The organism is Lentzea sp. NPDC003310, from assembly GCF_040610935.1.
GTDB lineage: Bacteria > Actinomycetota > Actinomycetes > Mycobacteriales > Pseudonocardiaceae > Lentzea.
The window spans coordinates 67,176-89,821 of the sequence record NZ_JBEXNC010000017.1 but is presented as its reverse complement, the minus strand read 5'-3'; the positions used below and the strand labels follow the sequence as shown (position 1 = coordinate 89,821).

The window sequence follows — 22,646 nt, the reverse complement described above, 5'->3', positions numbered from 1 at the left end:
GCCCTCATGGTGCTTCAGCACCCACGAATCGGGAAAGGATCAACCGTAGGGTCATCACCTGTTCGGTCGCGTCGAAGTCCGGGTCGATCAGCCGGCCGAACAGACCGTCGACCAGTCCCTGGGCCCACGTGGCGGCCGTCAGCGCGCTCACCGGCAGCACGATCTGACCCGCGTCGTGCGCGCGTTGCAGCAGCACGGCCAGTTCGTCACGCACGGCCTGTTCGTTGCGGCCGACGAGTTCCCACAGTTCCGCGTCACGGCTGGCCTGCGCCACGACCTCCAGCACCAGACCGGCTACAGCGCGGTCCAGCGCGGGCACGCACAGATGGTCGACCATCAGCAGGACGCCGTCCCACGGGCTGAGGTCGCGCGCACGAGCGAACATCACCGCGTTGTCCTCGGCGTCCTGCACGAAGATCTCGCGGAAGATCGCCCGCTTCGTGGGGAAGTAGTGGAAGAGGCTGCCGGTGCTGATGTCCGCGGCCTTGCAGATGTCCGCGACCGTGGTGCGTTCGAAGCCCTTCTGGGCGAACAACCCCGCCGCGGTGTCGGTGATGTGGCGCTTCTTCTCCGCGTGCTTGACCGGGTCTACCGTTCGCACCTGTAGTACTGCCTCTTCTTCTCGTCCCGCACGGCGACACCGCGTTTGCGGATCTCCCGCGCCAATTCTGCGGCCTCCTCGTTCTCGTACTTCGCGATGGCCTTCCGCCGCGCCGTGAACAGCGCGTTCACGTCCGCCGGCAGCTCGGGCGCGTGCTCGACCCACATCCGGAACTCGTGTGCGAACGGGTCCGCGGCGTGCCAGCGGTAGCCCTGCCCGGTGAACGCCTGCTCCAGCCTCGCGCTGCTCAGGTCGGACTTCTCGCGGGCCAGCTCGGCGCCGTCGCGGGAGAGCAGGACGAGGTGCTTGCCGTCCGCGAACGCCGCGCCCACCTCGTCCCGGGCGAAGTCGAACGTCTTGTCGTCCCTGCGCAGCGTGACCCGTGCGGGGGTGACCTCGACCGCCATCATCTCGCTCGCCCAGAACAGCGCGAACACGAAGCCCGCCGCGGCGCCCACGGCCAGCGACGCGAGCGTCCGCCACGGCTGCGGTATGTCCGTGACCAGCTCGAACACACCCTGGAACGGGAACCACCCCAGCGTCGTGATCCACCCCGCCGCCAGCCCGAGTCCCCAGCCCGCGGCGGCGCCGGCAGCCGGGCACGCGACCCAGATGCCGTACCGGACCGCCGCGGTCTCCTGCACCGTCGTCATGGCGCCAATACTAGACCGAGCGCTCGGTTTATTCTGGCCTACGGCAGGTAGAAGGTGAGCAGATCACTCGTGACCGGTGGGAACAGCCTGGTCATCAGCTCGGTCCTCGGGCCGGGGTAGACGTCGGAGAAGATCCGGCGCAGGCCGTCGATGCCGTGCGGGCCGAACAGCAGCGGCGCCAGCAGATCGGGGGCGATCCCCGCGCCTCCTGCAGAGCCGGGGCCGAGCAGCGTGCCGCCCCACTCGTACGGGCCGATGCGCTCGCCGTCCCAGTGGAAGCGGACGTGCGTGCGGTAGAAGCCGAGCAGCACGTCGGTGGGTTCGTGGCCTCGCAGACGTCCGGTGAAGACCGGCCGCAGGTGCTCGAACAGCTTCGGGACGTCCGGGATGCGCACCATGTACTGGTCGAGCTCCGGCGCGCGCTCGGCGAGGAGCGGTTCGAGCAGCGGGTGGCGTTCGCCGACCTGGGCCGGGTGCACGTGTGCCACCAACGCCCGGACCGCGTCGTCGTCTCCGGCGATCTCGCCGAGCACGACGTCGCCCTCCTCCTCGGGCGTGCTGCGGCCCGTGCCGACGGGGACGCCGTCCCGTTCCACGATCCAGGTGAGCGAGCCGGTGCGGTGGAGCAGCCAGCGCCAGCACTGCGTGGTGTGGCTCATGCGCAGGTCCGCGCCGCGCTGGGCGTCGTCCTGCAGGCGGTGCAGCGCGGGGATGTCGGCGTCGGTCGCCCGCCGGACCACGTGTCCCGCGACGGGGTCCGGGGTCCTGGTCAGCGCGCGGGTCTGCTTGACGGGGATCGAGTAGACGTAGCCGAACTGGCGGTAGAAGTAGGGGACGCCCATCACGAGCTGGAGCAGGTGGCCGCGTTCGGCCGACCGGTCGTGGGCCCAGCCGATCAGGTCCCGCACCAGGCCCCTGCCCTCGTACTCGGTGTCGGTGGCGACCTGCTCGATCTGCCCGGCGGGGAGGTCGAGGCAGTCGAGCGTCACGGTCTCGTCCATCAGCGTGAGGGTGGAGACGATCCGGCCGTCGTCGTCGGCGACCCCGACCCAGTCGCAGCCCGCGTCCGGATCGGTCATCAGCAGGCGGGCGTCGACGCCGTCACTGGGGTCGAGGCGGGAGACGACGAGCTTCTCGACCTGGTCCAGGTCTTCGGGGCGCGAGGTGCGGATGTCCACGGCCGGAGTGTTTCCAGGGCGGTGGTTGTCCGCAAACGGATTTACGGTCGTCCGCATGGACTGGAACAAGCAGTTGACGGACCAGCTCGAGTTCCACTGGAACGTGGCGGCGCGGGCGAGGTTGAACGGTCTCACCGACGACGAGTACTTCTGGGAGCCGGTGCCCGGCGCGTGGACCGTCCACGAGGACAACTCGATCGACTGGGAGTACCCGCAGCCCGAGCCCGCGCCGGTCACGACGATCGCCTGGCGGATGGCGCACATCATCGTGGGGGTGTTCAACGCGCGCACGGCCTCGCACTTCGGCGGTCCGCCTGCCGACCACGCGACGTGGCAGTACGCGATGACCGCCGACGAGGCGCTGAAACAGCTCGACGACGCCTACGAGGCGTGGATGGCCGGCGCGCGCACGGCCGACCTCTCGAAGGCGGTCGGTCCGGCGGAGGGGCCGTTCGCCGCGGAACCCATGGCGACGTTGGTGCTCCACATCAACCGCGAGGTCATCCACCACCTCGCGGAGATCGCGCTCCTCCGTGACCTCTACCTGAGGGAGAGTTAGGCACTAATTAGTGCCTACTTTCTGGAAGTTGGCGCTAACTGCAGGATGGTGCTCATCGAGGTAATCGAAGGGGATCATCATGCGAGTCATCACGCAGAAGACCGTGGGCGAGCCGTCCGTGCTGGAGGTCGCGGAGGTGCCGACGCCCGTGGCCGGACCCGGTCAGGTGCTGGTCAGGGTGGTCGCGGCGGGCGTGAACCCCTTGGACACCTACATCCGCGCCGGTGGGTTCCCCGCGCTCGGTGAGCCGCCGTTCACGCTGGGCTGGGACGTCGCGGGCACCGTCGTCGAGGACGCCGAGGGGTTCGTCGCGGGGGACGAGGTCTACGGGCTGCTCGACTTCCCGGGCACGGGTGGCGGGTACGCCGAGCACGCCGTCGTGCCGGCCGCGAACCTGGTGCGGCGGCCGTCGTGGCTCACGCCGGAGCAGGCGGGCGCGGTGCCGATGGTGGCGCTGACCGCGTGGCAGTCGCTCGTCGGCCGGGGTGGTCTTTCCGCTGGTCAGCGCGTGCTCATCCACGCCGCCGCCGGTGGGGTCGGGCACGTGGCGGTGCAGATCGCCAAGGCCCGGGGCGCGTACGTGATCGGCACGGCGTCCGCCGGGAAGCACGACTTCCTGCGGTCGCTGGGCGTGGACGAGGTGATCGACTACCGCCACCAGGACTTCACCGGGATCGAGCCGGTCGACGTCGTGCTGGACACGATCGGCGGCGACTACGCGGAGCGGTCCGCGCGCGTGCTGAAGCCCGGCGGCGTGCTGGTGTCGATCATTCCCGGCAACCCGGGTTTTGACGTTGACCGAGCTTCCGCGCTCGGCATCCGGTTCGAACTGTTCCTGAGCGTGACCGCGTCCGGTGCCGACCTGGCCGCGTTGCCGCAGCTCAGGGTCGAGATCGACCACACGGTGCCGTTGGCCGCGGCCGCGAAGGCCCACGAGCTCGTCTCGTCGGGCCGCACGACGGGCAAGGTCGTCCTGGTGCCGTGACCCCTCGTTAACCGAGCGTTGACCATGTACACCGATCGTGTGCGAAACATCCACACGATCGGGGAGTGCTCATGGCACGGTGGAGTCCACTTGCTTTAGTCCTGGCCTTGTTGGCGGCGGTTGGCCTGTACGGGTCGACCGCCGCTGTCGCCGCAGCTCCGCTGACTGTCGCGCAGGCGATCGCGCAGCAGAACGGCTCGTCCGCGACCGTCCGCGGGTATGTGGTCGGTCAGCCCACGGCCACGACGACCGTCATACGTTCGGGCTATCCGAACGACTACGCCTTGGCGCTGGCCGACTCGGCGTCCACGACCAGCACGTCGAGCATGGTCTACGTGCAGATCCCGTCGGCGTTCCGCTCGGCGTGGGGCATGAAGACGAACCCGTCGCTGCTGGGCAAGCAGATCGACGTGACCGGCACCCTGAGCGCGTACTTCTCGCACGCCGGCCTCACCTCGTCCACGGCGTTCGCGTTCGCCGGCACGACGCCGCCGACCAGCACCACCACGCCGCCCACGACGACCACGTCGCCGTCCGGCTCGTGCGAGGCCTACTACACCGCGGCCTGCGGGAAGTCCGGCGCTGCACTGAAGTCGGCGCTCAACGGCATCATCCGCAACCACACGATCCTCAGCTACGAGGCGGTCTGGGACGCGCTGAAGGCCACCGACCAGGACCCGAACAACTCGAACAACGTGATCCTGCTGTACAGCGGCCGGTCGCAGTCGAAGTCCACCAACGGCGGCAACCCCGACGACTGGAACCGCGAGCACGTCTGGGCCAAGTCGCACGGTGGCTTCGAGACGCGCCCCGGTCCCGGCACGGACATCCACCACCTGCGCCCGGAGGACGTCTCCGTCAACTCCGCGCGCGGCAACCTGGACTTCGACAACGGCGGCTCCGCCGTCAGCCAGGCACCCGGCAGCTACGCCGACGGCGACTCGTTCGAGCCGCGCAACGCCGTGAAGGGCGACGTCGCGCGGATGATCTTCTACATGGCCGTGCGCTACGAGGGCAACGACGGCTACGTGGACCTGGAGATGAACAACTCCGTCTCCAACGGCACGGCGCCGTACATGGGCAAGCTCTCCGTGCTGAAGCAGTGGAGCCAGCAGGACCCGCCGGACGCGTTCGAGAAGCGCCGCAACCAGGTGATCTTCGACAGCTACCAGCGCAACCGGAACCCGTTCATCGACCACCCGGAGTGGGTCGCCTCTATCTGGCCGTGAGCCGGTCGAGGAAGGGGCGCTGCGCGGAGACGATCTTCGCGCTCGCCTCTTCCACGCCGAACCACTGCACGCGGTCGACCTCGGGGAACGTCTTCTTCCGGCCCGACTTCGGCGGCCACTCCATCTCGAACGTGCCGGGCGTGACGGCCTCCGGGTCGAGGTCGCCCTCGAGCGCCCAGACCGTGATGACCTTGCCGGAACCCTTGGCCTCGCCGAGCGGGATCAGCTCGCCGTCGGGCACTTCGAGACCGAGTTCTTCCGTGAACTCGCGCCGAGCCGCCTGCTCCGGCGTCTCGTCCTCGGTGTACTCGCCCTTCGGCACGGACCACGCGCCCGCGTCCTTGCGGGCCCAGAACGGGCCGCCCATGTGCCCCAGCAGCACCTCGAGCTGGGTGGTTCGTCTGAAGAGCAGGATTCCGGCCGACCGTTTCATACTGTCCAGCATGGCGGACTGGGTCCTGCACGTGGACCTCGACCAGTTCATCGCGGCGGTCGAGGTGCTGCGCGATCCGTCGTTGCGCGGCAGGCCCGTAGTCGTGGGCGGCAACGGCGACCCGACCGAACGCGCGGTCGTGGCCACCGCGTCCTACGAGGCGCGCGAGTTCGGGGTGCGCTCGGGCCTGCCGCTGCGGACCGCGTTCAAGAAGCTCCCGGACGCCGTCTACCTGCCGGTCGACCACGCCCTGTACGAGGCCGCGTCGGCCGACGTGATGGCCGTGCTGCGCTCGTTCCCCGTGGTCGTCGAGGTGATGGGCTGGGACGAGGCGTTCGTCGGCGTGTCGGTGGACGACCCGGTCGCGTTCGCGCGGTCGCTGCAGGAGGCGGTGCTGGCCGCGACGGGCCTGCACTGCTCCGTCGGAGTCGGCGACAACAAGCTGAGGGCCAAGATCGCCACCGAGTTCGGCAAGCCGGCCGGCGTCTTCCAGCTGACCCGCGCGAACTGGGTGGAGGTGATGGGCCACCGGCCGACGTCCGCGCTGTGGGGCATCGGCTCGAAGACCGAGAAGAAGCTCGCCGAACTGGGCTTTGCAACCGTGACGGACCTCGCCGCCGCGTCTCCCGACGTGCTGGCCGCACGGTTCGGCCCGCGCATGGGTCCGTACTACCGCACCGTCGCGTTGGGCGCGGGCGACACCGTGGTGAGCGCAACGCCGTGGGTGGTGAAGTCCCGTTCGCACGAGAAGACGTTCCAGCAGGACCTCGCGTCGTTGGAGGACATCAGGCGCGAGGTCGTCGCGTTGGCGCACCAGGTCGCGGCGGACGTCGTGGCCGAGGGGCGCCCTGCGGTCCGTGTGGGCGTCAAGGTGCGCTTCGTGCCGTTCTTCACCAAGGTCCGCCTGATGAAGCTGCCGGCGCCGACGTCGTCTGCCGACGAGCTGGCAGCGGCCGCTCTGGTGGTGCTCGACCGGTTCGACCACGGCCGGGCCGTTCGTCTTCTCGGAGTACGCGCGGAATTCTCTGACGATGATGTCGAACCGAACGCTTCTCGTTCGACGTATCAGTAAGTAGAGGATTCACCGCTAGGAGAAGACGATGACCGACTCACTGACACACCGCGACCGCGCCGTTCTCAGAGCAGTCGCCGACGGCCGCTGCGAGATCGCCGGAACCGCCCTGCTCGTCGACGGCCTGTGCTGCGCCGACCAGTTCGCCGGCCTCCGCCTGAGGTCTGCGGGCCTGATCAGCACCCGTCCGGGCCCCGCCGCGCTGACCGACGCGGGCTACGAGATGCTCGCCGCCTGACCTTTCCGGAACACGGACATCAGGTACTTGTTCGAAAACCGATAGCCGCCGTCTGGGGACCGGAACGGTTCCGCGGCGACTTTGATTTTCTCGACGACTTCTTCCTCCCCTTCCTTCTCGATGACGCGCTGATAGCTGCCCACGCTCAGGAAGCTCCGCAGCATCGTGGCCTCGTCGGGATGTTCTTGGGGAATGTCGATCGTGAGTTCTTCCCGCGCCTTCGGCAACGTCGCTCCTTTGCGCCCACCACCCCCGCGCACGACCTTGCCGATCTCCAGCAGATCGCTGGGGATCTCCGGATGCCACTGACACACGACCACGTAGTCCCGGCTGACCCGAACCGCCTCCGCGAACGCCAGGTCGGGATCGTCCGCGAAGAACAGCGCGTTGAACGCCGTCACGACGTCGAAAGTGCCGTCCTGCCAAGGCAAAACCCCGAGCGCGAGCTCGCGGAACTCGGCGCTGCTCTTGGTTCGCGCCACCGCGAGCATGGCCGGCGAGATGTCGACGCCGGTGGCCACCGCACCCGCTTCCGTTGCGGCGGCACAGAACTCGCCACTACCGCACGCGAGGTCGAGCACCTTCGTGCCTTGGCTGATCCCCGTGCGTTCGATCGCCGTCTGCCAGGCGGGCATGGACATCGTCGCGCCCAACGCCGCCCGTTGCGCGGCGTGACGCCCCCACAGCTCGCCTTCGCTCATGCTCCGACCTTAATCCGCTGGCCCTCGCGTGGATCATGGCAGGCATGGGTGTCTTGGCGCGGGTACTGCGATCGGTGGGCGAGGACGTGCTGGACCGGCTCGCCGCACTGCCAGGCAGCGACCTGACGTCACTGCTACTGGCCCTGTCCCGCCGCCGTGCCGCTGCCTTGTCGGGCCCGGACGTGTTGCGCCAGTACCGTTCCGACCGCTTCGTCGCGCCCTCGGCCGTGCCGTTTCCTGTGCTGCGTGCGGCGGAAGACCGCCTACTGGCTGCTTTGCCGGCGTCCTTCTCCGTGGTGGGTCTCTCGCCCGTGGCACCTCTCGGGACGTGCTCCGCCGTGGCTCTGATGGACCAGAACAACATCGTGTCGACCATGCGCGGCACCGAGGTGGCCGCCGATCCGACGAACGCCCTCGCCTTGGAAGCGGCTCTGCTACGGCAATCTGGTTCTTCCGATGTTCGGCTGGCCGCGGTGCAACGCGTCGTGCGGGCTCAGATGTTCGGCGGCTCAGGAAGGTTCGCGCACTTTACCTTGTTCGCCGCGGTGTCGGCCGGACGTGCCCGTGCATCTCTCGGCTTCGAACTGGAGCACTTCGCCGAGCACGTCGCGTTCCTGCGCGAGGCCTGTGGTGATGTCGAGTTCCGCGTGACGGTGCTGGATCCTCGGTTCGAGGTGGTACGCGGAGACCTGCCGGCCGATCCTGCACGGCAGACGGAGTACTACAAGGGCTTGTGCTTCAAGGTGTTCCGCGACGGGGTGGAGATCGGTGACGGCGGGTTCGTCGACTGGACCTCCCGGTTGACAGGCAACCGCAAGGAACGGCTGCTCATCAGCGGTGTAGGGGTCGACCGGTTCGCCACCCTCTGAATTCCATGTCATAGCACCAATTTCTGGTCTTGCGTGTCCTTGATATGTCCTCTTTCCCTTGTGGCGGCGTACCTCTGGCGGTGTTGGGAAAGCTCCAAGTTGATTTACGATCAGCTGTGGCCTCGTCGGGTTGGAGGCGTTCCCTCCGCCGACCTCCCGGGGTGCACGCGGGTGGGCCGGGCCGAGGGCGGTGGGTTCGGTCGGGGACCCCGTGCGATGGGAGCGGCGAGTATGGCTTCAGAGCTGGTGTGGATCCGTAGTTCGTACAGTAGCGGCGGTAGCGAGGCCTGTGTCGAATGCGCAAGTGACCGCGTGACTGTGTGGGTGAGGGACTCCAAAGACGTCAGCCGACGATTCAAAGTGCCGCTCGCAAGTTGGCGTGCCTTTGTGATGGACGTGATCCAAAGCTGAGCCATCACCCGATTGGCGGGTGAAGTCTTGATCGCCACGCGGCATGGCGCCCCAGTGATCGTGTTGTCAACGCCGCAGTGTGATAATCCTCCCTTTGCGGTCGGCCATCTGGTTGACCTCTCTATGAAGCTGCGCTATGTGCGCCTAGCATTCTGCGTATACGCAGAATGAAGGGAGACGTGTTGCCCACCGTGGACAGTCCCGTTGTTCTGCAGAAGCGGCTGCTCGACGAGCTGAAGCAGATCCGGGACGATCTTGGTCTCACCCAGCCGGCGGTCGCAGACGCGCTCGATTGGTCAGTGTCGAAACTGGTCAGGGTCGAAAAGGGCGAGAACAAGATCTCGGTCACCGACGTCCAAGCTCTGCTCTTCTACTACGGGGTGACAGACAAGGCGCGAGTCGACGAGCTCGTCGGGTTGGCCAGGGCCATCAAGCGCTCGCGATCAGCATGGATGGACAAGTACAAAGGATTCTTCTCCGAGCAGTTCGCCAGGTTCGTCGAGTTGGAGACGTCCGCCGTTCGGCTTCGGCAATGTCAGCTGAACGTCGTCCCTGGGTTGTTGCAGATCTCGGACTACGCGCGAGTGCTGGTCGCGGCCAGCGCTCCGGACGAGGCCACAATCTCGCGGGGTGTCGAGATCCGTCTGCACCGTCAGTCGGTGTTGGCTCCTGACGGTCCCGAGATCTTCATCATCTTTGACGAGGCCGTGTTGTACCGGGTGATCGGTAGCGAGGACGTACTGCGCCGCCAGCTCTTGAGGATCAAGGAAGTCGCCGCGTTGCCGCACGTGACGATCCAGGTGCTGCCGTTCGCCAAGGGCATCCACCCGGCGATGAAGAGCTCGTTCTCCGTCCTGGACTTCTCTGAGAACGAGGAAGACTTCGCGTTGCTGATCGAGCAGCCCTACCGCGACAACCTTCTCACCTCTGGCCCAGAGCTGAAGGAGTACCTGAACTACTTCTACCAGCTGGAGAAGTTCGCTCTGCCGGCCAGCGAGACCCCGAACGTGATCGACCGACGACTTGAAGAACTGGGAGGCGTTTGATCGATGAGGCAGGGCGGGTGGCTGCTGGCACAGCCACCTGCCCGATGGCAACCAATACCAACCCCTAGCCATGAGGCGAGGCAATGTCGCCGTCCGTCAGCGTATGACGTTCGACCCCTGATGAGTTCCGCCGAACAGGTCCCCTTCAGGAGATTGGCCCTCGCCGCACCGGTCCGTTCCGGATCCGTACGTCGACACCGGTCCCCAGGAGGCCCATGATGTTCAGCAGCACCAGAAATCCCATCCTTCCCCTGACACCCTGCGCGCGTGACGGGGGAGGTCGAGATGGGCATATTCGCTAGCTACAGCTGTAGCGACGGAGGACCGGTCGCCGGTCCCGTGGTCGAAGTGTTGCGGGGGCACGGTTTCGACGTGCTCTGGGACGCCGACCTCAGCTCGTCCCACCCGATGTCCATCCAGGCCTGGATGGAGAACGCGGTCCGCGAGCGGACGGTCGTTGTCATCGTGACCGAGTCTTACCTGAAAGCGTTGCTGTCCAACGACTTCACGGAACGACTTGGCGTCCGTTACGAGCTGGGGCTGATCCGGCAGAAGCTCTACCACCACGTCGGGGCCGAGAGGTGTCCGGTGGTCGTGGTGGTGCCGCCCGGCATCGAGATGAACTCGCTGCCGGCGTTGTTGCAACAGCTCGTCGCTCATCGGTTCGATCCGCGCACTCGCGAAGGGGAGGAGGAACTGGTGCGGAGTCTCAAGGCACTTGAGGAGGACCGCGGCGTCCACTCGTCGCCCGCGGTGCAGGAACTCGACGAGGTCTACCGCACTCGTGCGACGTTGAGCGACCTGCAGGCGGAGCCGTTGATCTCGGACAAGGCCTACGTGCTCGCGCGGGAGCTGGTGGAGCGCGGCTCCGGCGACTTCGAACTGGTTCGCGGGTTCGACTCGGTCTCGGCCGTGCTCAAGGCGCGCGGTGACGTCCGGCTCGTCCGGCGGCTGTCCGAGGTGTGCCTGCAGACGTTGGCCATCGGGCCTCCGGTCCGGGGTGACGAGGAGCTCAAGGCCAAGATCCTCGTCGCCGGTCAGGCGTGGCACCTGCTGCGGGAGCACCGCTTCAGCGAGGCGACCCTGATGGCGCAGGACGGGACCCAGATCGCGGAGAAGTGGCGCGACCTCAAGACGGCCGCTCGGGGGAAGCGCGCCGAGGCGAGGGTCTTCCTGCACCTGGCCGCCGAGGCCGTCGGGCACGACCGCAAGTACTACCTGGGCAAGTGCGAGCACCTGCTGATGGTGGCGAAGGACCTCTTCCGCTCGATCGGAGGTTCGACCAGCGAGGAGCTCGGGGTGTGCGCCTCGCTGCACGCCGAGTTGCAACTGCTCCGCCACGAGTCGTCGCAGTGCGCCGACGAGCTCGCGGCGGCGGTGCGACGGGCACACGTGGCCGAGACCGTGCTGACACCGGGGACCGAGCCGTACCACTGGCTCGCGGTGTTGCAGGCGCGACTGTGCCTGGCCGACAAGAAGTACACCGAGGGCAAGGAACTCGTCACGGCCGTCATCGCCACCGCGGACTTCCCCGAGGTGGTCGCCAAGTCACGGCAGGTGCGGGCAGACCTGTTGTTCGCCACCAGGGAGAAGGCCGCGGCGCTGCGCGACCTGCTCGCCGCGGAGGAGTCCTATCGCAGACTCGGCTGCGAGCACGCCGCGGACACCTGCTGGTGGACGATCGCGAGGTCCGACGCCTCGAAGGTGACCGACGTCCGCCTCACCAACGCCGACCTGGACCGGCTCGAGGACCTCGCGCCGAACCCCGGGGATCGGCGGCGCGCGATCCTGGAGCACGAGCTGAGGTCGCCTCGGCGCCTCGTCCGGCGCAGCTCACCGGACTGGGTGTGCCTCATCGATCGCGTGCAGCACGACTGACACCCTCGGCGCGGCCGGACCTCCGTTCGGGAACGGCCGCGCTTGCGACGATCTTGCAGGGCCTTGGCCCCGGTCGTCAGCGCTCCGCGTAGCGCTTCGCCAGTTCCTCCTCCCGTTCCGCCGGCCACGGGCAGCGGATGTCTCCCTGCACGGCCGCGAAGAACAGCTCCAGGTGCACGTGCCAGGCCGCCAGCGCTTCGGGGCCGTGGACGTTCTCCTGCACGAGCGTGACCGTCGTGCCCTGCAGCGGCACGTGGTCGAACTCCCAGCGGACCTTGCCCCGCGGCTCGCCGTCCTGGAGCCACTCGTACTCCAGCAGGTGCGGTGCCTGCGACCTCGTGACCTCGCCCGGCGTGATGCCGGGGTGCGCGGCGCGGGGTGGGACGCCTGTCTCGTCGCCCTCGGTGAGGAGCTTCCAGACGTCGTCGAGCGAGGCCCAGACCAGGTCGCGGACGAAGCGGACGCCCTGCGGGGAGTCGGTGCCCTCGTCGAGGCCGAAGTGCCGGACGTAGTGCTCGATGCGCGCCAGCCAGTCGGTCGGCGGCTCGAACTCTCTGCCGTCCGCGTGTGCGACCAGGGCGTCCAGGCAGGTGATCCAGCCGGGCGCGTCGCGGCCCACCGACAGCTTGTTCGTGACGACCGCGGTGAGGACCAGCAGGCAGCCTTCGTCGCGCGGCAGGATCTCGAAGCGCAGCACGTCGGTCTGCCAGCGGAAGGCGAAGACCTTCGGCGGGTCGGACTCGAGCAGTTCGCCCTCGCCGCCGTCGGCGTCGACCGGGGCCGCCTCCGGGAACGTGAAGCGCAGCTTCGTGCCGTCGATCTCCACCTCGGCCGGGAACCAGTGCTTCATCTCGGCCGGATCGGTGACGACCCGCCAGACCTTCTCCGGCGAATGCCGCAGCTCGCGCTCGAAGCGCAGCACGGGCTTGCCCTCGATCATCCGCAGTTCGACGTCCACGGTCAGTCCCCTTCGATCTCGTCGAGCCGGCGTTCCAGTGCGTCGAGGCTCTTCTCCCACATCCGGCGGTAGGGCGCGAGCCAGGCGTCGATCTCGGCCAGCGGCTGCGGCGAGACTCGGTACCAGCGCTTCTGGGCGTCGGTGCGCACCTCGACGAGACCGGCCTCGCGCAGCACCTTGAGGTGCTTCGAGATGGTCGGCTGGGCGAGCGTCAGCTGCTGCACCAGGTAGCCGACCGGCCGCTCTTCTTCCCGCAGCAGGTCGAGGATCTCCCGCCGACTCGGATCCGCCAGCACGGCGAACGTAGATGTCATGCCAGCAATATAGCTCGATCGGAATATACGCGCCACCTGTGCACGTGACTGCTGAAACGGACGCACTCCTGGACGCCGCGCCGCGTGTGGGACAGCGACGTCGGCCCGGCTGCTGCACCGGCCGGGCAACGAACTCAAGGGCTCAACGGCCAGCCGCTGGTCGGCGGCGTGCCGTGGGTCTCGCGAAGTCCGTGAACCCAGCGTGCTGCTCACGGTGAGGCGTGCGTCCCGCGCGCTGGACGACTTCCAGGGGGAGTTCGACGTGTGTGCCCTGACCTCAGCCGGCTAGGCGGATCGCCACCTCCGTTGTCCACTTGGACAGGTCGGCCTCGACCGCCGGGTCGGTGAAGTAGGTCTCCAGGCGCGCGCCCCACCGGTCGCCGTCGCGGTCGAACCGCACGGCGTGGGCGAGCAGGGCGTCCGTGACGGCCGCCAGCCCGTCCGGGCTGCCCTCGTGCAGCACGACCGCGTACTGACCGGCGGGCAGCGTGGCCGTGAACACCTCGCCCTCGGCGGGCACCTCGGCGACCGTCGGGATGCCGGCCTCCACCTCGAACTCCTCGGCGGTGACGCGTAAGTAGCGCAGGAACGGCGCTCCGGTGACCGGTAACTCGCGATCGGCCAGCCACTGCATGACCTCCGGGAAGCGGTCGGCGATCTTGCCGAACGTCTCCAGCGTCACGGTGTCCTTGACGGCGGCGTAGGGCTGGGCGGCACGGGTCTCGATGTCCATGACGACCACGCTAGCGACGAGCACCGACAGAAAAACGTCGTCGGGATGTCAGGGGTGCCGATTAACGTGAAGTTCATGCACCGCAACCTCTCCGTGGCCAGCTCCCCGGTGCGCGACCTGCTCGCGCTGACCTCCCGCCCCGAGGTCATCTCGTTCGCCGGCGGCCTCCCTGCCCCCGAACTGTTCGACCTGGACGGTGTGCGCGCCGCCTACGACCGCGCCCTGCGGGACCGCGCCGTGCTGCAGTACGCGCCCACGGAGGGGAATCCGGCGCTGCGGGACCTGGTCTCCGCCCGCCTGACGGGCCTCGGCCTGCCGACGTCGGACGTCCTGATCACCACGGGGTCGCAGCAGGCGCTCGCGCTCGTGGCGACCGCGATGCTCGGCCCCGGCGCCGTCGTGGCGGTCGAGGAACCGACGTACCTGGCCGCGCTGCAGTGCTTCCGCATGACCGGCGCCCGCATCGTGCCCGTCGAGAGCGACGTCGACGGCCTGGTGCCGTCGTCGCTGAGGTCGGTCGTCGAGTCCGAGAAGCCCGATCTGCTCTACCTCGTCCCGACCTTCGCGAACCCGACCGGCCGCACGCTGACTGCCGCCCGTCGTGCGGAGGTCGCCGAGATCGCCGCCGCGCGCGACCTGTGGATCGTCGAGGACGACCCGTACGGCGAACTGCGCTACCGCGGCACCGCGGTTCCGCCGCTCGCGGCCACCAGCGAGCGCACCATCTACCTGGGCAGCTTCTCGAAGATCGGCGCTCCCGGCATGCGCCTGGGCTGGCTGCGAGCCCCGGCCGACCTCCTGCGCACGCTCACGATCGTGAAGCAGGCGGCCGACCTCCACACGTCCACTGTGGACCAGGCCGCCGCCGCGACCTACCTGGCGCACACCGATCTCGACGCTCACATCGCCCGGCTGCGCGTCGAGTACGGGGCGCGCCGCGACGCGATGATCGCCGCTCTGCCCGCCACCATGCCCGACGGCACGACGTGGAGTGACCCGGACGGCGGCATGTTCGTGTGGCTGCGGCTGCCCGGCGACGTGGACAGCGCCGAGCTGCTGAACGACGCGCTGTCGCACGACGTCGCGTTCGTGCCCGGCGCGGCCTTCTTCGCGACCGAACCGGACCACGCGACGCTGCGGATGTCGTTCACCACCAACACGGTGGAGGAGATCGGGGAGGGCATGGCGCGGCTCGCGAAGGTCCTGCTGTGAGGCTGGCCGACGACGAGACGTTGTGGAGCTCGTCGGTCGTCGCGAACCGCGACATGAACCGCGAACGCGGGCTGGCGAGCTACCGCCGCGAACTGGGCATCGATGTCGCGCTGCCGCCCGGTGCCCGGTGGGTCGACCTGTGCTGCGGCTCGGGCAAAGCGCTCGCCGAGGCCGCGCGGGACGGCGTGGTGATCACCGGCGTCGACCTGGTCGACCACCACGTACCCGCACGCGCCGGGCTGGACTTCGTCGTCGCACCGGTGGACCGCTGGGAGCCCGAGCAGCCGGTCGACCTCGTGACGTGCGTGCACGGCCTGCACTACGTGGGGGACAAGCTCGGCCTGCTGGAGCGGGCCGTGTCCTGGCTCGCGCCAGGCGGCCGTTTCGTGGCGAACTTCGACGTCGCGAGCGTGCGCCGCGCCGACGGCGCGCCGTTCGGTCGCGTGCTGACCAAGGCCTTGCGGGACAACGGATTCCGCTACGACAACCGCAGGCGCCTCGTCAGCTTCGAGGGGCAGGGCACCCCGCGGCTGCCGTTCGACTACCTAGGTGCCGACGACCGGGCAGGCCCCAACTACACCGGCCAGCCCGCCGTTCACTCCTGGTACGAGCCCCTGTGACACACGGGTGCTCACAGGAACAGTTCGAGCGCGTCCTGGTGGTGTTCGCAGCGGCCGCCGCCGGTCGCGATCGTGCAGGGCGTGCCCTTCTTCGTGGTGGCACCGCATTGCAACGCCGGGTCGTGGATGTGGCACAGGCCGTTCGCGCCCGCCGTGATCGGGCACGGCGTGCCCTTCTTCGTGGGGGTGCCGCACGGTTCGCCGCTCAGTTCACGCGGCGGCTGCTTGGGCTTCGCGGCCTTCTTCGGCTTCGCGCCGGGCTGCTCGACCGTGCGGCCGGTCACCTCTTCGACGCCCCGCACCGCTAGGCGGTCGGCGCGTTCGTTCTCCGGGTGGCCGGCGTGGCCCTTGACCCAGTGCCATTCGACCTCGTGGCGGTCGGCGGCCTCCTCGAGGCGGCGCCACAGGTCGGAGTTCTTGACCGGCTCGCGGGCCTTCGTGACCCAGCCGTTCGCCTTCCAGCCATGCACCCACGACGTGATGCCGTTCCGGACGTAAGTGCTGTCCGTGTACAGGTTCACGGTGGAAGGGCGCGTGAGGCTCTCCAACGCCATGATGGGCGCCATCAGTTCCATGCGGTTGTTCGTCGTCGGGCCGATGTCACCGCCGTACATGTCCTTCTCGTGCGCGCCGTAGCGCAGCACGGCACCCCAGCCGCCCGGCCCGGGGTTGGGGCTGCACGCACCGTCGGTGTAGATCTCGACCTCCATGCGGCATGAGGCTACCGACGACCTCCGACACTCTTGCGCCGACGGTTGTTGGCGATGATGTGGCGGAACATCTCGACCAGCGCCGGCGCGTTGATCTGCTGGTCGCGGTACACGGAGATCATGCGCGCGGTCTTGTTGCCGTGGCCGCTCGTGATGATGTTGTGCGGGTCCGGCACGATCGCCTTGTCGTAGAGCATCACGTTCACGTGGTCCTTCGTGCCGAGCAGCGCGCAGATGTTGCCGTCCAGCACGAAGTAGGGCCGGTTGGTGAACTTGATGGTCTCCTCGACCTCCGGGTCGGCCTCGTGCACCAGTCGGCGCACCTCGCGGCAGATGTCCTGCTGCCAGTCCGGCAGCCCAGCGATGTAGTCGTCGATACGCGCGTCCATAGCCCTATGTCGCAGCCTCTCGCCGTTTCTCGACACCGGTTGTCAGTTCAGGCGGTCCGGCTCGTCGCGTATCGGCGGGATGACCTCCATGACGTGTCTCAGCGCCTCGATCGGCATGTCCTCGCCGAAGATCGGCATGTACTCGCTGTAGAGCTCGATGGCGTTCCCGTCCTCGCTGTACAGGTCGGGGTGCGCGCCGAGGGAGAAGAACGTCATACCGTCGCGGTGGTGCGCGATCTCGACCGGGGTGTCCGGCGGAAACCTGACCAGGACCGCAGTACCGGGCAGGAGCGTGTACTGGTTCGCCCACGGCTCGAAGCACAACCAGAGGGACTGTTGTTCCGCGCGTACGACGAGGTTCATGGCGGCCAGGGTGCAACCTCCACCGCGCTGGAGGTCAACAGTGCGGCGGCCACCAGGTCCGCCTCACGGCCGTGCCGCGCCACGGCCTGCAGCCCGACCGGCAGGCCGCACGAGTCGAACCCGGCCGGAATGCTGATCGCCGGATGCCCGCTCAGGTTGAACGCCCAGGTCAGTGCCGTGTTGATGCGCTCGCCAGGTCCGTCGTGGCCGTGCGGCGGGCCGGGCGTCGTCGGGGTGAGCAGCAGGTCTGCGGTCTCGAACACCGCGTCCAATTCGGGATTCGGTCCGCAGCGACCGGCGAGCCAGTCGTCCGCCGGGTCCTTCAACTCCAGTGCGAGGGGTCTCGGGCGCAGCGGTGCGGCCGCCCGCCAGGCGAGCGACGCCTGCTCGTCGTCCACCTCGGCGAAGCCCAGGTCCGTCGACCAGACGGCGGAGAGCGTGCCGAACTCGGTGACACCCAGGTAGGTGGCGAGCAGCGCGGGGTCGCGGGTGAACACGCCGACCGCCGCCCGTTCGGCCGAGGTCGTCTTCAGTCCGAACACACCGCACCACGCGGCAGGGACGCGGATCGAACCCGCACCGTCCACGCCCGTGGCCAGCGGCACGATGCCGGACGCCACCGCCACGGCCGAGCCCGCCGACGAACCGCCTGGGGTGCGGTCGAGGTTCCACGGGTTGCGTGTGACGCCGCGAGAGTTGCGGCCCCACGTCTGCCACGGAGTGCTGCCATCGGGCGTGGTGGTCAACCCGATGGGCACGCACCCCATGGCCACCAACGCTTCTCGGTGACTTACGCGTTCACCTCGCTTCACTGCGATGGGCATGCCCGCGAACGGAAGTGAGGGGTCCACGTCGAGAGAGGGCGTGTTGAACACCTCGTGGAACGCGCACAGCGCGGGTTCGACGGCTTCCAGGCGCGCCAGGGCCTGGGCGACCGCGTCAGGCATGATCCACCTCGTGAAATGGACTCGTGCGGTGCACCACCTGACCGAACTCGCCGAGAAGTGCGGCGAGCTGCCGGCGTCGTTCTTCCGGTTCCAGGTGGTCGAGCTGTGGGTCTTCGGCGATCTGCTCGACGTCCCGCGCGACGTCGACGCCATCCAGGTCGCGCTGGTCACCGACCTGCCGGTGGACGAGGTGCCCTGGCTGAGCGAACCGGTCGGGGCCGAGCACTGGGCGAACTCGACGCGGCTGTCGCGCAACCCGTTCGAGGCGCGGTGGCGGTCGAAGGACGCCCCGGTGTGGAACCACCGCATCGAGCGGCCCGCGCTGCTCTGGAGCGCAGCGGACGGCGTCAGCGAGGAGGCGCTTGCGGCGGTCGGCGACGGCACCGCTGAGCTGGTGCGCACGGCCGCGCCGTCGCCCGAGGAGCTGCGGAAGCGGGTGGAGGACGAGCTCGCGGTGAGCCTGAGGGCGTTGCGGCGCGAGAACCAGGCCTACACCGATCACCGGTGGAGTCCCGGCAAGCTCACGCCGTACTCGGACGCGTTGTGGCGCACGACCACCGGGTACCTGGACCTGCTCGACGCCTGACACCTCCTCCGGTCACAGCTCGCCCGGCGCACGGCGCGTCAGGTGTGCGATGTGGTGTGACGTGGCCAGCGCGATCCAGCGCGGGACCGAACCCGCGGTCCGGTCTCCGCCGCGACGGCACCCGGCCAGCTCGCGGTCGCCCCACGAGTAGCCGCTGCCGGCGAACTCCTGCCTGGCCACGAGCTCGTCGGCGATGTCGGAGAACGCCTCGACGGCCGCGCCTTCCGCCACCTTCCCGCCCTCCCGGTCGAGCTGGCGTCGCAGCGTGATCGCGTTGCCGGGCACGGTGTAGACGAAGTACGGGTTGGGCAGGCGGGCGTCCCCGCCGCTGACCGCGGGCGGGTGCGGGTGGACCACGCCGTAGTCGCCGTAGTGGATCACCGCTCCGCCCACCCCGGCCGCGACCTCGCTCCAGAGCCGGACCTCCACCCGGTCCCGGACGGTGGTGGCGTACCCGAGCCGGGTGTGGGGGACCGAGCCGGCGAGCAGCGTCGTCGAGGCAGGTCCCAGGTGGTCGGTCAGCGCCCTGGCGAGCGAGCGGGCCGCCTCGACCTGCCGGGGGTGGACGGTCTCGACGTGCCCCAGGTCGATGACGGCGTGCATCGCCTGGTCGCCGAGGCGCGTCAGGTGTGCGATGTGGCCGAGGCGGTCTGCGAGCCGGTCGGTGCCGAGGTCGCGGAAGCGGACCACGACCTCCCGCGGCCGGTGCTCCTGGAGCAGCGCGATCGCCCTCAGCTGGGTGTCGGTCGCCGAGGCCGGGACGACCGGGACCAGGGCGGGCACGTCGGGGGTGAAGAGTCCGCACCTGTCCTGCAACGCGTTCTCGATGCGGTTGTCGAGGTGCTCGAACGGACCGCCGGCGCACTGCGCGAGCCCGCCGGCGGACGTGAGCAGGTGCGGGTCGACCCAGGCGGGACGTCCTCGCACGGCCAGCTCCACCGCGGCGTCGACCAGCGAACGAATGACCCCACGCCCCTCGGGCTGCACGGAGTCGAGGAGCTCGACGATGACCCTGGGCGCGGCGTTCTCACCCTCGTCGAGATGGCGCAGCGAGTCGAACTCACCCGTCTTGCTCTTCAAGGCGACCAACGGCGTGAAGGACATGCGTCGTCCCTTCCCCCAGCACGAACCCACTTCGATCATGCTGGGGAGAAGTGCGCGACTGGCCCGCCGGACGAGTGAACCTCGCCAGGTCCGAGCCCTACCAGCCGCGCGAACGCCACTCCGCGAGCGACGGGCGCTCCTTGCCGAGGGTCGAGTCGTCGCCGTGCCCCGGGTAGAACCACGTGTCGTCGGGCAGCACCGCGAACAGCCGGTCCTCCACGTCGTTGATCAACGAGGCGAAGTTGTCCGCGGACGTGGTCTTCCCCACACCCCCCGGAAAGAGTGAATCTCCGGTGAAGAGGTGCGGGTGGCCGTCCGGGTCGTCGTAGACGACCGCGATCGAGCCCGGCGTGTGGCCGCGCAGGTGGATGATCGACAGCGGGACTTCTCCCACGTTGATGGTGTCGCCGTGGTCCACGAGGACGTTCGGGGGGACGGGGAGGACCGAGGCGTCCAGCTCGTGCGCGACGGTGTTCGCGCTCTGGGCCTCCGCCAGTGCTCCGAGTGCCTGCCAGTGATCGGCGTGCTGGTGCGTCGTCACGATCGTGCGCAGGTTCGGGTGGTCCGGGGAGGAGCCCAGGAGGTCCGAGAGGCGCTCGTGGTCGTTGGCCGCGTCGATGAGCAACGCTTCGTTCGTGGACCGGCAAACCAGCAGGTAGGCGTTGTTGTCCATCGGGCCGACGGAGATCTTCGTGATGGTCAGCGCGGTCAGGGTGCGGCGGGCCGCGGGGCCGTCTGGATCAACGTGACCGGTGTAGTTCTCGAGTACGTCCACGGTGGCAGACGGTAGTCGCTCGAAGCGGTGCACCGCACACCTTCAGGTTGCATACAGGTTGCACTCATAGGGTAAGTAAAGGTCAACACCTAGTCGCCGCTTACCCCGAAAGCACCAACGAACAGGTCCCCGCCTCTCGTGATTCCAGCGCAACGACAGAAGCCCCAGAAGGCCCGCAGGGTCAGCTGGGACGTCCTCCGCGTCGTCGCCATCGGGTGCGTGCTGCTCCACCACGCCACGCTCACGAGCGTCAGCAGCCATCCCGACCTCGGGCCGCTGCCGTTCACCTTCCCGATGTCGATGGGCGCCAGCACGCTGATGGTCGTCTCGGCTTTCTTCGCCTGTGCGTCGCTCGACAGCGGCAAGCCAGGGCAGTTCCTGTGGAGAAGACTCGCCAGACTGCTGCCCGCGTACATGGCGGCGGTGCTGCTCACCTACGCGGTGCAGAGATGGATCGCGCCGGAGGGTTGGAGCCAGCTCGACAGCAGGGACGTCGTCTACAACCTGCTGCTGGTCAACCAGTGGTTCCCGGACGTCAACATCGTCGACTTCGCCTACTGGACCGTGCCGGTGCAGATCGCCGCGTTCATCGCCGGTGCGGTGCTCGTGAAGCGACTGAGGGGCACCGGGCTCCGCGTCTTCCTGTGGGCGCTGATCATCACGCCGTTGCTGCTCAGGCCGTTGCTGGACCACTCGCACACGCTGTTCGTGATCTACAACGGGTTCGCGCTGCACCGGGCGCAGCTGTTCGCCGCCGGCATCGCCATCTGGCTGTGGCACAAGGACAGGCTGAAGACGCCGCACCTGGTCGCGCTCCTCGTCGCCACGCTGGTGGCCCAGGCGGTGCACACGACCGAGTACGGGTCGACGCTCGGGTTCGCCGTGCTGCTGCTCATGGTGTGCGCGGCGGCCGCCGGACCCGACTGGGTGTTCTTCGCCCCGGTCGCGCGGCCGGTCACGTGGCTCGCCGGCATCTCCTACGGCGTCTACCTCGTGCACCAGCAGATTGGCACCGTGGTGATGGACCGCATGCACGCCGGTGGGCTGCGGTCCTGGTGGCTCCTCGCGGGCTTCCTCACCTCGGCGCTGGTGCTCGGCTGGGCGATGACGAAGTTCGTCGAACGCCCCGCCTACAAGCTGCTCACTCAGATCCAGTCGGGCAGGTCCGGCAGTTCGCCGCGCAGGCCGGAGCCGTCCGTCCTGCCGGTGAGCCACCCCAGGACCGCGCTCGCCGACCCGCTGACCGAGCTGCGGCTCGCCGGGCCGTTGAGCGTCCAGCTGCGCTGAGAACCGTCGGGCAGGGTCACCTCGATCTCCAGCGCGTCGACCCTGCCCTCGAACTGCTTCACCGCGTCGTCGAGGAACTCCTCCACGAAGTCGGCGGGCAGGTCGTCGAAGCCCACGCCCGCGTTCAGGTCGATCAGGTGGATCCAGATCTCGCGCAGGCGGAACAACGGCACGGTGGACGCCGGGATCGCCTGCCCCTTGGGCGCGGTGACCTCGGTGCGCCACGCGTGCGCCGGGAACTCGCGGCACGCGGTCTCGAACCGCTGGCACGCGGAGTCCAGGTCCGCCTTGATCACCTGGAGGAGCCGGTGGGAACCCTCTTCGATGTCGGCGTCGCGGTCCGCGCGCGACGTGTAGGCCTGGTGCTCGACGCCTGTCTTGGCCCACGTGAGCAGGTTCACCAGTGCGTCGGCGTTGCGCGCGAGGTGGGTGATGACGTGTCCCCGGGTCCAGCCGGGCAGCAGCGAGTCGCCGCGCACCGCGGCCTCGTCCAGCTCCTCGACGACCTCGTAGAGCACGTCCGTCGCCTGGCGCACGGCGTTGATGTGCCGGTCAGGCACCCCTCGCGGTGCCGGTACGGACGTCTGCTCGGTGGACGGCGTGTAGGTCATGTGCTGCCTCTCCCCGACGTTGAGGCTCGTGATCGAAGCGTTCAGCCTATGGGTAATCGCAGCTCAGGGGAATGCGATAGGCGTCAGAACCGTTTTTGTCAGGGGTCACCCCTAGCATGGTCGGCGGGTCGGTCGCTGCCTCCGTGAAGGTGCTAGTACGCTTCGAACGCTTGTTCGGAAGAGT

At 68.6% G+C, this 22,646-nt stretch carries 25 protein-coding genes and 5 pseudogenes; 14 read left to right on the top strand and 16 right to left on the bottom strand.

Features of this window, described 5'->3' with window-relative positions:
• Nucleotides 1-4: 4 nt before the first annotated feature.
• The 3 genes from ABZX02_RS31875 to ABZX02_RS31865 are packed head-to-tail and all read right to left on the bottom strand — an operon-like array spanning nt 5 to nt 2,432.
• On the bottom strand, nt 5-601 hold the full coding sequence (locus ABZX02_RS31875) for a TetR/AcrR family transcriptional regulator (RefSeq protein ID WP_355303691.1): 597 nt from the start codon (nt 599-601) through the stop codon (nt 5-7).
• Nucleotides 589-1,254 carry a hypothetical protein gene (locus tag ABZX02_RS31870; RefSeq protein WP_355303689.1) on the bottom strand — a complete coding sequence of 222 codons (666 nt, stop codon included), beginning with the start codon at nt 1,252-1,254 and terminating at the stop codon, nt 589-591. Before ABZX02_RS31870 ends, ABZX02_RS31875 begins: the two co-directional genes overlap by 13 nt.
• 38 nt (nt 1,255-1,292) lie before the next feature.
• Entirely contained in the window at nt 1,293-2,432 is a 1,140-nt protein-coding gene (locus tag ABZX02_RS31865; RefSeq protein WP_355303687.1) for a GNAT family N-acetyltransferase, read from the bottom strand.
• Between the two features lie 55 nt (nt 2,433-2,487).
• Between ABZX02_RS31865 and ABZX02_RS31860 the strand changes: the two genes are divergently transcribed.
• The 4 genes and pseudogenes from ABZX02_RS31860 to ABZX02_RS31845 form a co-directional block, all read left to right on the top strand.
• Nucleotides 2,488-2,991 carry a DinB family protein gene (locus tag ABZX02_RS31860; RefSeq protein ID WP_355303685.1) on the top strand — a complete coding sequence of 168 codons (504 nt, stop codon included), beginning with the start codon at nt 2,488-2,490 and terminating at the stop codon, nt 2,989-2,991.
• A gap of 79 nt (nt 2,992-3,070) precedes the next feature.
• Nucleotides 3,071-3,976 (top strand): NADP-dependent oxidoreductase, encoded by a 906-nt coding sequence (locus ABZX02_RS31855; RefSeq protein WP_355303683.1) that lies wholly within the window; start codon nt 3,071-3,073, stop codon nt 3,974-3,976.
• 71 nt (nt 3,977-4,047) lie between these two features.
• A pseudogene (locus tag ABZX02_RS31850) lies at nt 4,048-4,440 on the top strand (DUF6359 domain-containing protein); the annotation flags it as partial.
• A gap of 69 nt (nt 4,441-4,509) precedes the next feature.
• Nucleotides 4,510-5,205, top strand: a pseudogene (locus ABZX02_RS31845) (endonuclease); the annotation flags it as partial.
• On the opposite strand, the gene ABZX02_RS31840 reads toward ABZX02_RS31845, so the two are convergent.
• Nucleotides 5,192-5,638, bottom strand: a complete 447-nt coding sequence (locus tag ABZX02_RS31840) for an NUDIX domain-containing protein (protein ID WP_355303681.1) — start codon at nt 5,636-5,638, stop codon at nt 5,192-5,194. The pseudogene ABZX02_RS31845 and the gene ABZX02_RS31840 sit on opposite strands and share 14 nt — an antisense overlap.
• Before the next feature lie 10 nt (nt 5,639-5,648).
• On the opposite strand from ABZX02_RS31840, the gene ABZX02_RS31835 reads away from it, so the two are divergent.
• Nucleotides 5,649-6,710 carry a DNA polymerase IV gene (locus tag ABZX02_RS31835; RefSeq protein WP_355303679.1) on the top strand — a complete coding sequence of 354 codons (1,062 nt, stop codon included), beginning with the start codon at nt 5,649-5,651 and terminating at the stop codon, nt 6,708-6,710.
• Nucleotides 6,711-6,738: 28 nt separating this feature from the next.
• Nucleotides 6,739-6,948 carry a hypothetical protein gene (locus tag ABZX02_RS31830; RefSeq protein ID WP_355303677.1) on the top strand — a complete coding sequence of 70 codons (210 nt, stop codon included), beginning with the start codon at nt 6,739-6,741 and terminating at the stop codon, nt 6,946-6,948.
• Here ABZX02_RS31830 and ABZX02_RS31825 read toward each other — a convergent pair.
• Nucleotides 6,927-7,649: a class I SAM-dependent methyltransferase gene (locus ABZX02_RS31825; protein WP_355303675.1), complete on the bottom strand. Its 723-nt coding sequence runs from the start codon at nt 7,647-7,649 to the stop codon at nt 6,927-6,929. The genes ABZX02_RS31830 and ABZX02_RS31825 overlap by 22 nt on opposite strands.
• A 74-nt stretch (nt 7,650-7,723) precedes the next feature.
• Between ABZX02_RS31825 and ABZX02_RS31820 the strand changes: the two genes are divergently transcribed.
• From ABZX02_RS31820 to ABZX02_RS31805, 4 genes are all read left to right on the top strand, one after another.
• The gene (locus ABZX02_RS31820; protein WP_355303673.1) at nt 7,724-8,518 is read left to right on the top strand and encodes a hypothetical protein; all 795 of its coding nucleotides are present in this window, start codon (nt 7,724-7,726) and stop codon (nt 8,516-8,518) included.
• A gap of 216 nt (nt 8,519-8,734) precedes the next feature.
• Nucleotides 8,735-8,929, top strand: a complete 195-nt coding sequence (locus tag ABZX02_RS31815) for a DUF397 domain-containing protein (protein WP_355303672.1) — start codon at nt 8,735-8,737, stop codon at nt 8,927-8,929.
• Nucleotides 8,930-9,108: 179 nt separating this feature from the next.
• Entirely contained in the window at nt 9,109-9,975 is an 867-nt protein-coding gene (locus ABZX02_RS31810; protein ID WP_355303670.1) for a helix-turn-helix transcriptional regulator, read from the top strand.
• 339 nt (nt 9,976-10,314) lie between these two features.
• Nucleotides 10,315-11,853 (top strand): hypothetical protein, encoded by a 1,539-nt coding sequence (locus tag ABZX02_RS31805; protein WP_355303668.1) that lies wholly within the window; start codon nt 10,315-10,317, stop codon nt 11,851-11,853.
• 76 nt (nt 11,854-11,929) lie between these two features.
• Here ABZX02_RS31805 and ABZX02_RS31800 read toward each other — a convergent pair whose 3' ends face one another.
• From ABZX02_RS31800 to ABZX02_RS31790, 3 genes are all read right to left on the bottom strand, one after another.
• Nucleotides 11,930-12,811 (bottom strand): SRPBCC domain-containing protein, encoded by an 882-nt coding sequence (locus tag ABZX02_RS31800; protein WP_355303666.1) that lies wholly within the window; start codon nt 12,809-12,811, stop codon nt 11,930-11,932.
• A 2-nt stretch (nt 12,812-12,813) separates the two neighbouring features.
• A complete protein-coding gene (locus ABZX02_RS31795; protein WP_355303664.1) occupies nt 12,814-13,125 on the bottom strand; it encodes a metalloregulator ArsR/SmtB family transcription factor in 312 nt (103 codons plus the stop codon).
• A gap of 277 nt (nt 13,126-13,402) precedes the next feature.
• Nucleotides 13,403-13,858, bottom strand: coding sequence for a GyrI-like domain-containing protein (locus tag ABZX02_RS31790; protein ID WP_355303662.1), 456 nt, complete (start codon nt 13,856-13,858; stop codon nt 13,403-13,405).
• A gap of 75 nt (nt 13,859-13,933) precedes the next feature.
• On the opposite strand from ABZX02_RS31790, the gene ABZX02_RS31785 reads away from it, so the two are divergent.
• Nucleotides 13,934-15,070 carry a PLP-dependent aminotransferase family protein gene (locus ABZX02_RS31785; protein WP_355303660.1) on the top strand — a complete coding sequence of 379 codons (1,137 nt, stop codon included), beginning with the start codon at nt 13,934-13,936 and terminating at the stop codon, nt 15,068-15,070.
• Nucleotides 15,067-15,690 carry a class I SAM-dependent methyltransferase gene (locus ABZX02_RS31780; RefSeq protein WP_355303658.1) on the top strand — a complete coding sequence of 208 codons (624 nt, stop codon included), beginning with the start codon at nt 15,067-15,069 and terminating at the stop codon, nt 15,688-15,690. The genes ABZX02_RS31785 and ABZX02_RS31780 overlap by 4 nt, the downstream gene beginning before the upstream one ends.
• A gap of 284 nt (nt 15,691-15,974) precedes the next feature.
• On the opposite strand, the pseudogene rnhA reads toward ABZX02_RS31780, so the two are convergent.
• From rnhA to ABZX02_RS31755, 5 genes and pseudogenes are all read right to left on the bottom strand, one after another.
• A pseudogene (gene rnhA / locus ABZX02_RS31775) lies at nt 15,975-16,400 on the bottom strand (ribonuclease HI); the annotation flags it as partial.
• A gap of 11 nt (nt 16,401-16,411) precedes the next feature.
• Nucleotides 16,412-16,789, bottom strand: coding sequence for a DUF1801 domain-containing protein (locus ABZX02_RS31770; RefSeq protein ID WP_355303656.1), 378 nt, complete (start codon nt 16,787-16,789; stop codon nt 16,412-16,414).
• 42 nt (nt 16,790-16,831) lie between these two features.
• The gene (locus tag ABZX02_RS31765; protein ID WP_355303654.1) at nt 16,832-17,152 is read right to left on the bottom strand and encodes a hypothetical protein; all 321 of its coding nucleotides are present in this window, start codon (nt 17,150-17,152) and stop codon (nt 16,832-16,834) included.
• Entirely contained in the window at nt 17,149-17,415 is a 267-nt protein-coding gene (locus ABZX02_RS31760) for an amidase family protein (protein WP_355303970.1), read from the bottom strand. Before ABZX02_RS31760 ends, ABZX02_RS31765 begins: the two co-directional genes overlap by 4 nt.
• 258 nt (nt 17,416-17,673) lie before the next feature.
• Nucleotides 17,674-17,919, bottom strand: a pseudogene (locus tag ABZX02_RS31755) (amidase family protein); the annotation flags it as partial.
• Nucleotides 17,920-18,109: 190 nt separating this feature from the next.
• On the opposite strand from ABZX02_RS31755, the gene ABZX02_RS31750 reads away from it, so the two are divergent.
• Nucleotides 18,110-18,685, top strand: coding sequence for a hypothetical protein (locus tag ABZX02_RS31750; RefSeq protein WP_355303653.1), 576 nt, complete (start codon nt 18,110-18,112; stop codon nt 18,683-18,685).
• A 12-nt stretch (nt 18,686-18,697) separates the two neighbouring features.
• Here the strand turns inward: ABZX02_RS31750 and ABZX02_RS31745 are convergent, their stop codons facing one another.
• Both ABZX02_RS31745 and ABZX02_RS31740 read right to left on the bottom strand, forming a co-directional pair.
• Nucleotides 18,698-19,789 (bottom strand): hypothetical protein, encoded by a 1,092-nt coding sequence (locus ABZX02_RS31745; protein ID WP_355303651.1) that lies wholly within the window; start codon nt 19,787-19,789, stop codon nt 18,698-18,700.
• Between the two features lie 97 nt (nt 19,790-19,886).
• Complete coding sequence (locus ABZX02_RS31740) at nt 19,887-20,564, bottom strand: MBL fold metallo-hydrolase (RefSeq protein ID WP_355303649.1); 678 nt, start codon at nt 20,562-20,564, stop codon at nt 19,887-19,889.
• 138 nt (nt 20,565-20,702) lie between these two features.
• Here ABZX02_RS31740 and ABZX02_RS31735 point away from each other — a divergent pair.
• Nucleotides 20,703-21,662: pseudogene (locus tag ABZX02_RS31735) on the top strand (acyltransferase); the annotation flags it as partial.
• A 47-nt stretch (nt 21,663-21,709) separates the two neighbouring features.
• On the opposite strand, the gene ABZX02_RS31730 reads toward ABZX02_RS31735, so the two are convergent.
• A complete protein-coding gene (locus tag ABZX02_RS31730; RefSeq protein ID WP_355303647.1) occupies nt 21,710-22,462 on the bottom strand; it encodes a maleylpyruvate isomerase family mycothiol-dependent enzyme in 753 nt (250 codons plus the stop codon).
• Nucleotides 22,463-22,646: the final 184 nt, after the last annotated feature.

What these genes read in the sequence shown, in the direction of transcription:
- ABZX02_RS31870 (WP_355303689.1), bottom strand. Translation starts at nt 1,254, where the DNA reads ATGACGACGGTGCAGGAGACCGCGGCGGTCCGGTACGGCATCTGGGTC.
- ABZX02_RS31860 (WP_355303685.1), top strand. Translation starts at nt 2,488, where the DNA reads ATGGACTGGAACAAGCAGTTGACGGACCAGCTCGAGTTCCACTGGAAC.
- ABZX02_RS31855 (WP_355303683.1), top strand. Translation starts at nt 3,071, where the DNA reads ATGCGAGTCATCACGCAGAAGACCGTGGGCGAGCCGTCCGTGCTGGAG.
- ABZX02_RS31840 (WP_355303681.1), bottom strand. Translation starts at nt 5,638, where the DNA reads ATGAAACGGTCGGCCGGAATCCTGCTCTTCAGACGAACCACCCAGCTC.
- ABZX02_RS31835 (WP_355303679.1), top strand. Translation starts at nt 5,649, where the DNA reads ATGGCGGACTGGGTCCTGCACGTGGACCTCGACCAGTTCATCGCGGCG.
- ABZX02_RS31830 (WP_355303677.1), top strand. Translation starts at nt 6,739, where the DNA reads ATGACCGACTCACTGACACACCGCGACCGCGCCGTTCTCAGAGCAGTC.
- ABZX02_RS31825 (WP_355303675.1), bottom strand. Translation starts at nt 7,649, where the DNA reads ATGAGCGAAGGCGAGCTGTGGGGGCGTCACGCCGCGCAACGGGCGGCG.
- ABZX02_RS31815 (WP_355303672.1), top strand. Translation starts at nt 8,735, where the DNA reads ATGGGAGCGGCGAGTATGGCTTCAGAGCTGGTGTGGATCCGTAGTTCG.
- ABZX02_RS31795 (WP_355303664.1), bottom strand. Translation starts at nt 13,125, where the DNA reads ATGACATCTACGTTCGCCGTGCTGGCGGATCCGAGTCGGCGGGAGATC.
- ABZX02_RS31790 (WP_355303662.1), bottom strand. Translation starts at nt 13,858, where the DNA reads ATGGACATCGAGACCCGTGCCGCCCAGCCCTACGCCGCCGTCAAGGAC.
- ABZX02_RS31785 (WP_355303660.1), top strand. Translation starts at nt 13,934, where the DNA reads ATGCACCGCAACCTCTCCGTGGCCAGCTCCCCGGTGCGCGACCTGCTC.
- ABZX02_RS31770 (WP_355303656.1), bottom strand. Translation starts at nt 16,789, where the DNA reads ATGGACGCGCGTATCGACGACTACATCGCTGGGCTGCCGGACTGGCAG.
- ABZX02_RS31765 (WP_355303654.1), bottom strand. Translation starts at nt 17,152, where the DNA reads ATGAACCTCGTCGTACGCGCGGAACAACAGTCCCTCTGGTTGTGCTTC.
- ABZX02_RS31745 (WP_355303651.1), bottom strand. Translation starts at nt 19,789, where the DNA reads ATGTCCTTCACGCCGTTGGTCGCCTTGAAGAGCAAGACGGGTGAGTTC.
- ABZX02_RS31730 (WP_355303647.1), bottom strand. Translation starts at nt 22,462, where the DNA reads ATGACCTACACGCCGTCCACCGAGCAGACGTCCGTACCGGCACCGCGA.